This window comes from Mycolicibacterium sp. lyk4-40-TYG-92, assembly GCF_030209435.1.
Lineage (GTDB): Bacteria > Actinomycetota > Actinomycetes > Mycobacteriales > Mycobacteriaceae > Mycobacterium.
Genome location: NZ_JARVRX010000017.1, coordinates 241,777 through 251,395, shown reverse-complemented (window position 1 = coordinate 251,395; position 9,619 = coordinate 241,777). Strand labels below are relative to the sequence as shown.

Below are 9,619 nucleotides of genomic sequence, written 5' to 3'. Positions count from 1 at the left end.
GCAAGGTGTTCGAGAACGGCGACATCGACGCCGGCATCTGGACCGCGGGCACCGTGATGGGCCTGATCCACGACATCCCGACGTGCGATGAGCTCATCAGCCGCATCGTCGGCGAGGCCGAGGAGATCATCACCGGCCGCCTGGCCCGGATGGTCGGAGCCGGCGAAGCCGAGCTGGCGTCCGTCTAGTTCTGACGTAGTGGACTGAGGGCTGTGACTCGGGGGAGTCTCAGCCCTCAGTGCATTCGGCGGTGGTTCGCCGGGTAGCTTTTGGCCCAGGCGACCCGGCACGCATTAAGGACGTTGACATGCAGCGCAGCTTGTTCGAAGTAGATCACGACGACTTCCGGGCCTCGGTGCGCGAATTCGTCGCCCGCCACATCGAGCCGAATGAAGACAAATTCATCGAGCAGCGCTACATCGACCGCGAGGTGTGGCTGGAGGCCGGCCGCAACGGGTATCTGGGGCTCGAGGTACCCGAAGAGTACGGCGGCAGTGCCGCGGGGGACTACCGCTTCAATACCGTTCTGTGTGAAGAGCTTTCGCGGTCCAGTGCTGCGGCAGCGTCGGCATTCACCATCCACTACGACTGCGCCGCACCATATCTGGTCACGCTGACCACCGAGGAGCAGAAGCGTCGCTGGTTGCCGAAATTCTGCAGCGGCGAGATGATCACCGCTATCGGGATGACCGAGCCGTCCGGTGGCTCGGACCTGGCCGCGTTGAAGACGACCGCGGTCAAGGACGGTTCCAGTTACGTCATCAACGGCTCGAAGACGTTCATCACCAACGGGACCCAGGCCGACATGGTGATCGTCGCCTCGCGAACCGCACCGGAGAAGGGCTCCAAGGGCATCACTCTGTTCGCGGTGGAAACGGGAATGCCGGGGTTCACGCGGGGCCGCAAGCTCGACAAGGTGGGCCAGCCCGAAGCGGACACCGCGGAGCTGTTCTTCGAAGACGTGCGGGTCGACGAGTCGGCGATCATCGGCGAGGTCGACCGGGGCTTCATCCACATGATGACGTTGCTGCCGCAGGAACGCATCAGCGTTGCGGTGGCCAACCTCGCTCATGTCCGGCGGATTCTGGACGACACCGTCGAATACGCCAAGGAGCGCAAGGCGTTCGGCCAACCGATCGGCTCGCTGCAATGGAACAAGTTCCTCCTCGCCGAGATGGTCACCAAACTCGACGTGGCGCAGGCCTATATCGACAACTGCGTCATGGCGCACCTGAGCGGTCAGTTGACCGCCATCGATGCGGCCAAGGCCAAGTACTGGAGTTCGGTGGTGCAGAACGAGATTCTGGACAACTGCGTCCAGATCCACGGCGGCTACGGCTTCATGAACGAATACCGGGTCGCGCGCGCCTGGAAAGACGCCCGCGTCACCAAAATCTGGGCGGGCTCGAACGAGATCATGCGTGAGGTAATCGGGCGCGACCTGGGGCTGTAGGCGTCAGCGCGGGCTCCGGCCAGACACAACCGGCACAGACACAACAAAAGCCGCCGACCGTATCGGTCGGCGGCTTTGACGCTGGAAATCACCCCGACGAGTCCCTGCGTGCGCACGCGATTTGTGCGCAGCGGCGTCGCGCTTCGGCGCGGCGTCAGACTCGTGGGTGAACCCGCGGAATCAGACAGCCTCGGCGAGGTCGGGGAACTGCTCGGACGTGTCACCCTCGATCAGGACGTCCCCGTGGTACAGGGCATCGAAATCTACTTTGATGACATCTGCGTTGGTGTCGTCGATCCACATGTCTATGAGGCTATGGGTCGCTATTAAGAAATCTTTGAGTCACGATTCGGAAAACGTTGGCAATTCTTACCGCTGGGTAGGTTGGCCAACCCTGACCTCTAAGTGACCCGTGAGTAGCTCACATTCCGCAAGGCCACGGGTGATCTTGATACGCAGTCGGGGCCGTAGATCGCGGCTTAGTTCACTGGCCAGTAGCAAACATGATGACCGTCACCCGGATCGTGGCTGGTGGGCCGCCTGAACCGGACGTCAATAAATCTCGTGATCACGGTGAGCGATCATTGACAAGCCTGAGTTATCAGCGATAACTTAGCGGTGTTAGCCGAAGGGGAGTGCATGCTGAACCGCATCGCGTTGCTGGCCATTGCCGCGCCGAGGAGGATTCTGGCGGTGGCGGGGCTGGTCCTCATCGCCGCGGCAATCTTTGGCGTCCCGGTCGTCAAGACCCTGCCGGCGGGCGGCTTCCAGGACCCGAAGTCCGAATCGTCACAAGCCAGTCGGCTCCTGGCCACCAAGTTCCGCCAGGGCGACATGCCGATGCTGGTTACCCTCACCGCGCCCGACGGGGTGCACGGGCCGGCCGCAACCGCGGCCGCCCGCGACATCGTCGACCACCTGAAGGCCTCACCGCATGTCGCCTACGTGTCCTCGGCCTGGACCGTGCCACCGGCCGCGGCCGGAGAACTGATCAGCAAGGACGGCAAGTCCGGGCTGATCGTCGCCGGGATGAACGGCGGCGAGAACAACGCGCAGCGATATGCCCAGGAGCTCGCCGACCGAGTGGTGCACGACCGGCCTGGTGTCACCGTCAAAGCCGGCGGCGGGGCGATCATCTACTCCCAGATCAACACCCAGACCGAACACGACCTGTTGCTGATGGAATCCATCGCGGTGCCGCTCAGCTTCCTGGTCCTGGTGTGGGTGTTCGGGGGGCTGGTCGCCGCCGCGCTACCGATCCTCGTCGGCGGCCTGGCGATGACCGGCACGCTCGCGGTGCTGCGCACCATCACGTTCTTCACCGACGTGTCCGTGTTCGCCTTGAACGTGGCCACCGCCCTCGGGCTCGCCCTTGCCATCGACTACACGCTGCTGATCATCAGCCGCTACCGCGACGAGGTGGCGGAGGGGCAGCCCCGGGACCAGGCGCTGATCCGCACCATGGTCACTGCCGGACGCACCGTGCTGTTCTCCGCGACGACGGTCGGGCTCTCGATGGCCGCCATGCTGATCTTCCCGATGTACTTCCTGACGTCCATCGCCTACGCCGGCATCGCGACGGTCGCGTTCGCCGCGGCGGCCGCGGTGATCGTCACGCCGGCGGCCATCTGGCTGCTCGGCGACCGCCTCGACGCCCTCAGCCTGCCGCGGCTGTTCCGGCGCGACACCACGCCCAAGCCGGTGCAGGAGATGTTCTTCTACCGCACCGCCAAGGCCGTGATGCGCCGGTCCGTATCGGCCGGGCTGGCTGTCGTCGCCCTGCTGTTGGTTCTGGGTGCGCCGTTCCTCGGCGCGAAGTGGGGGTTCCCCGACGAGCGGGTGCTGCCGACCACGGCCTCCGCGCACCAGCTGGGGGACCAGCTGCGCAACGACTTCGCCAACAACTCGGCCACTGACATCACGGCTGTCGTTCCCGACGCCGCCGGGCTGACCCCCGCCGCCTTCGACACGTATGCCGCCGACCTCTCGCGCGTCCCCGCCGTCACCGAAGTCTCCTCTCCCACCGGAACTTTCGTCGGCGGCCGGAGAGTGGGACCGGCCGGTCCCGGTGCCGCGATCGTCGACGGCAGCGCCTTCCTGACCATCGGCAGCAGTGCGCCACTGTTCTCGGACGCGTCTCAGGCACAACTCGATGCGGTGCATGCCGTTCGGGGACCGGACGGGCGGCTCGTGCAGCTGGCGGGTGTCGCGCAGATCAGTCATGACAGTGTGCAGGCCGTCACTGACCGGTTGCCATGGGTGCTGGCCGTCATCGCCGTCATCACGCTCGGGCTGCTGTTCCTGCTCACCGGCAGCGTGGTGCTGCCGGTGAAAGCTGTTGTACTCAATGTTCTTTCGCTCACCGCGGCATTCGGTGCACTGGTCTGGATTTTCCAGGACGGTCACCTCGGCGCGCTCGGCACCACGGCGACGGGGACGTTGGCGTCCAACATGCCGGTGCTGCTGTTCTGCATCTCGTTCGGGCTCTCGATGGACTACGAGGTGTTCCTGGTCGCCCGCATCCGTGAGTTCTGGCTCGTGGAACAGGACAACGACGAGAGCGTCGCTCTCGGACTCGCCCACACCGGCCGGGTCATCACGGCCGCGGCTCTGGTGATGTCGATTTCATTCGGTGCGCTGATCGCCGCCGAGGTGTCGTTCATGCGGATGTTCGGGCTCGGCCTGACCATTGCCGTCCTCGTCGATGCCACCTTGGTTCGGACGGTGCTGGTGCCGGCCTTCATGCATCTGATGGGACGGTGGAACTGGTGGGCGCCGGCGCCGCTGGCGCGGCTGCACGAACGCATCGGCATCAGCGAATCGGCACCCGAACCCTCGGCATGCAGCGCGCGATGACGGCGACGAAACGGCGCCGCGCGCCGCGCGGGTCTGGCGACCAGCTGCGCGACGAAATCCTCGATGCGGCAACCGAATTACTGCTGGACACCGGCAGCGAAAAAGAGGTTTCCATCCGGTCGGTAGCGCAGCGCGTGGGCGTTACCCCGCCATCGATCTACCTGCATTTCGCCGACAAGGACGCCTTGCTGGACGCGGTGTGCGGCCGGTACTTCGAGCGTCTGGACGACGTCATGCAGCAGGTGGCCGCCGAGCAGCCGACGACGATCGACAGGCTGCGCGCGCAAGGGCTGGCGTACGTCCGCTTCGCCCGCCAGAACCCCGAGCTCTACCGGATCGCCATGATGTCCGAAGGGCACCCGGACAGCGACGTGGACCAGGCCCTGAACACCGCGGCCTTCGCGCACATGCGGGATTCGGTGCAGGCTCTGATGGACGAGGGTAGTTATCCGGTCGGCGACGTGACCGCGACGGCGCTCGGGTTGTGGACGGTGGCACACGGTCTTGCGGCGCTGTTCATCTCACGGCCGTACCTGCCGTTCGGCAATCTCGAGGAATTCGCGGACCGAGTGCTCAGCGCCGCGTGCCTCGGTGGCATGGTGAGAGGACTGGGCGGCCCGGATGTGGCGCCGCAGCAGCTGGTCGAGCGACTGAAAGGTTCCTGACGATGACCGATACCTCGGTGGACAACCCGTTCTTCGCCCGCATGTGGATCGCGATGTCGTCGCGCGAGCGTAAGTTCATGACCAGGCTGCGGCAGGAGAATCTGGCCGGGCTCCGCGGCCGGGTGCTGGAGATCGGCGCCGGAACCGGAACCAACTTCGCCTTCTACCCGGACACCGTGACCGAGGTGGTGGCCGTCGAGCCAGAGATCAGGCTGGCGCCGCTGGCCCGGAAGGCGGCGTTGACCGCGCCCGTGCCGGTGACGGTCCGCACCGAGACCGTCGAGAACTTCGACGGCGACGATCTTTTCGACGCCGTGGTGTGCTCACTGGTGCTGTGCTCGGTTGACGAACCGGAAAGTGTGCTGCGGCAGATGTATTCGCGGCTCAAGCCCGGTGGCGAGCTGCGCTACTTCGAGCACGTCGCCAGCGACGGGGTGCGTGGCCGGGTGCAGCGATTCCTGGATTCGACCTTCTGGCCCAAGATTTCGGGCAACTGTCACGCACACCGGGAAACCGAGCGGAACATCGTCGGCGCGGGATTCGAGGTTTCGGATGCCCGGCGCGTGCTGATGCTGCCGGGCTGGGTGCCGCTGTCCGAGGCGGCGCTGGGCCGCGCCGTCAGGCCTGTTTGACGGTCGACAGCAGTTCGGGCAACCGCTGCAACAGGGTCGGCAGCGCGGTGGCCGCAGTCTCCCGCAGGGACACCGTGGCCTGATCCGAGAACGGCGTCGGCTTCGGATTCACCTCGATCACCGGAATGCCCTGCCGCACCGCGGCTTCCGGCAGAGACGCCGCCGGGTACACCACCGAGGACGTGCCGACGGTGATCACCAGATCGGCGGCGCTGACGGCTGCGACCGAGTTGTTCCACGCGTCGGAGGGCAGGTTCTCGCCGAACCACACCACGTTGGGCCGCACCAGACCGCCGCAGTAGCACTCTGGCGGTTCAACGGCGATTTCAGGCTCCGGCATCGGCGGCAGCGTGCCCTCGAACGCGGCTTTGCAACTGTCGCAATGGAAGTGGAACAAGCTGCCATGCAGGTGATGGACCCGCGTGCTGCCCGCCCGCTCATGCAGGTTGTCGATGTTCTGGGTGACGATGTCGACCTCGGTGTAGTCCTGCCACGCGGCGACCGCCCGGTGCCCGTCATTGGGGGTCACGTTGCCCATCATGTGATGGCGCCACAGATACCAGGCGAACACGCGCTCGGGGTGGCGACGCCAGGCGTCCGAGCTCGAAATTTCGTAGGGGTCGGTGTTGGCCCACAGGCCGGTCTCGGCATCCCGGAAGGTCGGCACGCCACTGTCGGCGGACATCCCCGCACCGCTGAACACCGTCACCCGCATTGGACCACGTTATCGGGTTCTGGGTGATCCGGGCCACCTCGTCATCGGTCATACTCGGCGGATGTCCGATTTCGGTGACTGGGTCCGCCTCGATCCGCACGCGGGGCCGTTGTTCGACCAGCTGCGGCTGCAGATCATCGAGGCCATTCGGGATGGGCGCCTGCCCGCCGGCACCCGCCTGCCCACGGTGCGTGACCTGGCGGGCAGGCTGGGTATGGCGGCCAACACCGTCGCCCGGGCCTACCGTGAACTCGAGACCGCCGGCGTGCTCGAAACCCGAGGGCGGTCAGGAACTTTCGTCGCGGCCGCCGACCCAGCCGCTGCGGCCATGGTCGATGCGGCCAATGCTTTTGCCGACACGGCCCGGGCGTTGGGTGTGCTGAAAGCCGACGCGCTGCGGTATCTGGATGCGGCGTTCGAGTAGGGGGCGGGTCGACCTAAACCTCAACCGCGCCAGTGCAACACGTCGAGTGCGACGCCGACTTCGACGCTGTTGTCGGCCAACGGGCGCGGCAGCAGTTCGTCGGCCCGGGCCAGTCGGCGCAACAAGGTGTTGCGATGCGTGAAGAGCGTGACCGCGGCGCGGGACACGTTGCACTGCGCCCGGACGAACGCGCGCACCGCGGAGCGCAATTCCGGGCTCGCGGTTTCCAGATCACCCAGCACCCGCTTGACGAACACCGCGGCGCGGTCGGCGTCCGCGGTGAGCAGGGCGACCAGCTCGATGTCGGTGTATTCGGCGATCTGCTGCGGCGAATGCAGTCGCGCCATCATCTGCTGGGTGGTGATGGCGTCGAAGTGGCTGCGCCGGAACCCGTCCACGCCGGCGCCCGTCGAGCCGATCGCGATCCGCACGTCGCGTCCGGCGGCATGCGTCAGTGAGTCGACGTCAACCGGGCCGGGCGCCCACACCCACCGCGTCGCGGTACTGGCCAGCACGCTGAGCGGTCGGCCACGTGCGGCCTGCCCGAAAGCCTCGGCGGCGCGGTCCAATTGAGACAGATCGCTGTTCGGGTTGTCGGTCCAGATGACGGCGGCGGTGTGGCTGCCGCCGAGTCCGTAGGCGAGGCGGCTTTCCGCGCGCTGGCGGGGAAGCGGAGCGCCTTCCAGGAGCAGCGCGACCGTCGCGCGACGCTCGGCGTGGCTGCCGCGGGTGAGTTCGTCGCGCTCGAGTTCGATCTGGGCGGCGATGGCTGCCAGGGTGGCCTCGATGAAGTCGCTGATCGACTGTGAGCAGACATCGAGCATCGCGTGCAGGTCGGCGGGGTCGGAGGTCAGTTCGAAGGCGATATCCATCAGGCGCCGCCATGCCACGCCTTCACCGACCCGGTAGGCGTCCAAGGTGTACGAGTCGACGCCGCGCCGCACCATTTCCCGGGCGACGCTCATCGGCTCGGCGCCGGCGTTGGGCGGCACCGGTGCGCCGGGATCGCGGACGTTGGCGGCACCCCAGAACAACAGGTTCGAGCGGTTGCTCCGGCTGACGGCCGCGGCCAGCTCGGGATCGGAGGCGATGGCCGGATTGGCGCCCAGCACGGCGCGGTCGAGTTCCTCGAGCCATTCCGCAGGGGCATTGACGACCACCTGCGCGCACTGCCGGATCAGGTCGCGGACCTGCGGTGATGGCCCTGTTGCGTCCATCGGGCCAGGTTAGCGTCCTGGTGCACAGTGCACCAGTGATCGGGAAATTTGAGACGCTTTGACCTTCAGCCGGCGGCGGGCAGGCGCCAACATTATTGCCACGCCACCACCGCCAACAGGGAGCCTGCAATGGAGCACACCGACAACACCACCCAGGTCGACGTCCTGATCGTCGGCGCCGGAATCTCCGGCATCGGTGCCGCTTACTACCTGCAGCAGGAACATCCCGGGCGGTCGTACGCCATTCTGGAATCGCGCGGCGCGACCGGCGGAACCTGGGACCTGTTCCGGTACCCCGGCATTCGCTCCGACTCCGACCTGCACACCTTCGGTTACGAGTTCAAGCCGTGGCGCGACGAGGACGCCATCGCCTCCGCCGACAAGATCCTCGCCTATCTGCGAGAGACGGTCCGCGAGCACAACATCGACCGCAACATCCGGTTCCACCACAAGGTGCTGGGCGCCGCGTGGGACAGCGGTACCGCGCGGTGGCTCGTCGACGTCGAGCGCACCGACACCGGCGAACTGGTGCAAATCTCCGCCAACTGGCTCTTCTGCGCCGGCGGCTACTACCGCTACGACCAGGGCTTCACCCCGCAGTTCCCCGGCCGCGACCGCTACGCAGGCCAGGTCGTGCACCCGCAGCACTGGCCCGAAGACCTCGACTACACCGGCAAGAAGGTCGTCGTCATCGGCAGCGGCGCGACCGCGGTGACGCTGGTGCCGTCGATGGCGGCCAAGGCCGCCCACGTCACCATGCTGCAGCGCTCGCCGACCTACATCCTTCCCGTCCCGTCCAAGGACGCGTTCGCCAATGTGGCCGCGCGCGTGCTCGGCGCCGACCGCGGCTACGCGCTGGCCCGGCGCAAGAACGTCATCCGGCAGCGCGCGGTGTACACCCTGTGCCAGAAGTATCCGGCGGCCGCCCGTCGGGTCATCCGCTGGACCAACGCCCGCGAGCTGCCCGAGGGCTACGACGTGGACACGCACTTCAGCCCCGGCTACAAGCCGTGGGATCAGCGCCTGTGCACGGTGCCGGACGCCGACCTGTTCAAGGCGATCGGCAGCGGCAAGGCGTCGGTCGTCACCGACCGCATCGCGACCTTCACCGAGACCGGCATCGAGTTGGAGTCGGGGGAGCACCTGGATGCCGACATCATCGTCACCGCAACAGGTTTGAACGTGCAGCTGTTCGGTGGCGTATCGCTGACCGTCGATGGCCAGGCGGTGAACCTCTCGGACACCGTGGCCTACAAGGGCATCATGCTGTCGGGCGTGCCGAACTTCGCCTTCGCCTTCGGCTACACCAACTCGTCGTGGACACTCAAGGTCGGCCTGCTGTGCGAGCACTTCTGCCGGCTGCTCAGCCACATGGACGAAGGGGGATTCGACAGCGTCCGGCCGGAGTTCGACGCTGCGGGCATGGCGACCAAGCCCCTGCTGGACTTCGCAGCGGGCTACGTGCAGCGGGTGGCGGACACCCTGCCGCGGCAGGGTGCGGAAGGACCCTGGGTGATGTCGATGAACTACAACTTCGACCGCGAGGTGCTGCGGCACGGCGCGGTGGCAGACCCGAACCTGCGGTTCGCCGCGACCAGTCGCGCAGAAGTTCGGGCGTTCGCGCCGGTTTCCTGATTGGCTCTCAGGGCGGCCGTTT

Annotated in this window: 9 protein-coding genes and 1 pseudogene; 7 read left to right on the top strand and 3 right to left on the bottom strand. The window is 66.6% G+C overall.

Annotated elements, in window-relative coordinates:
* Positions 1 to 188, top strand: a pseudogene (locus QRN63_RS23480) (nitronate monooxygenase); the annotation flags it as partial.
* A gap of 119 nt (positions 189 to 307) precedes the next feature.
* Positions 308 to 1,453, top strand: a complete 1,146-nt coding sequence (locus QRN63_RS23475) for an acyl-CoA dehydrogenase family protein (RefSeq protein WP_267315357.1) — start codon at positions 308 to 310, stop codon at positions 1,451 to 1,453.
* A 180-nt stretch (positions 1,454 to 1,633) separates the two neighbouring features.
* On the opposite strand, the gene QRN63_RS23470 is transcribed toward QRN63_RS23475, so the two are convergent.
* On the bottom strand, positions 1,634 to 1,756 hold the full coding sequence (locus QRN63_RS23470) for a hypothetical protein (RefSeq protein WP_020099274.1): 123 nt from the start codon (positions 1,754 to 1,756) through the stop codon (positions 1,634 to 1,636).
* A gap of 336 nt (positions 1,757 to 2,092) precedes the next feature.
* Here QRN63_RS23470 and QRN63_RS23465 point away from each other — a divergent pair, with 336 nt between their 5' ends.
* From QRN63_RS23465 to QRN63_RS23455, 3 genes are read left to right on the top strand one after another with little or no spacing between them, the layout of a single operon-like run.
* Positions 2,093 to 4,309, top strand: coding sequence for an MMPL family transporter (locus QRN63_RS23465; RefSeq protein ID WP_285033389.1), 2,217 nt, complete (start codon positions 2,093 to 2,095; stop codon positions 4,307 to 4,309).
* Positions 4,306 to 4,974, top strand: a complete 669-nt coding sequence (locus QRN63_RS23460) for a TetR/AcrR family transcriptional regulator (RefSeq protein ID WP_285033388.1) — start codon at positions 4,306 to 4,308, stop codon at positions 4,972 to 4,974. The genes QRN63_RS23465 and QRN63_RS23460 overlap by 4 nt, the downstream gene beginning before the upstream one ends.
* Positions 4,975 to 4,976: 2 nt before the next feature.
* Positions 4,977 to 5,606: a class I SAM-dependent methyltransferase gene (locus QRN63_RS23455; protein WP_267315354.1), complete on the top strand. Its 630-nt coding sequence runs from the start codon at positions 4,977 to 4,979 to the stop codon at positions 5,604 to 5,606.
* Here the strand turns inward: QRN63_RS23455 and QRN63_RS23450 are convergent.
* Positions 5,593 to 6,321: an NAD-dependent deacylase gene (locus tag QRN63_RS23450; protein ID WP_267315353.1), complete on the bottom strand. Its 729-nt coding sequence runs from the start codon at positions 6,319 to 6,321 to the stop codon at positions 5,593 to 5,595. The two genes, QRN63_RS23455 and QRN63_RS23450, sit on opposite strands and share 14 nt — an antisense overlap.
* A 61-nt stretch (positions 6,322 to 6,382) precedes the next feature.
* Between QRN63_RS23450 and QRN63_RS23445 the strand changes: the two genes are divergently transcribed.
* Entirely contained in the window at positions 6,383 to 6,745 is a 363-nt protein-coding gene (locus QRN63_RS23445; protein ID WP_267315352.1) for an Rv1152 family transcriptional regulator, read from the top strand.
* A gap of 20 nt (positions 6,746 to 6,765) precedes the next feature.
* Here QRN63_RS23445 and QRN63_RS23440 read toward each other — a convergent pair whose 3' ends face one another.
* Positions 6,766 to 7,962: a PucR family transcriptional regulator gene (locus QRN63_RS23440; RefSeq protein WP_285033387.1), complete on the bottom strand. Its 1,197-nt coding sequence runs from the start codon at positions 7,960 to 7,962 to the stop codon at positions 6,766 to 6,768.
* 129 nt (positions 7,963 to 8,091) lie between these two features.
* Between QRN63_RS23440 and QRN63_RS23435 the strand changes: the two genes are divergently transcribed.
* The gene (locus QRN63_RS23435) at positions 8,092 to 9,597 is read left to right on the top strand and encodes a flavin-containing monooxygenase (RefSeq protein WP_285033386.1); all 1,506 of its coding nucleotides are present in this window, start codon (positions 8,092 to 8,094) and stop codon (positions 9,595 to 9,597) included.
* Positions 9,598 to 9,619 lie beyond the last annotated feature (22 nt).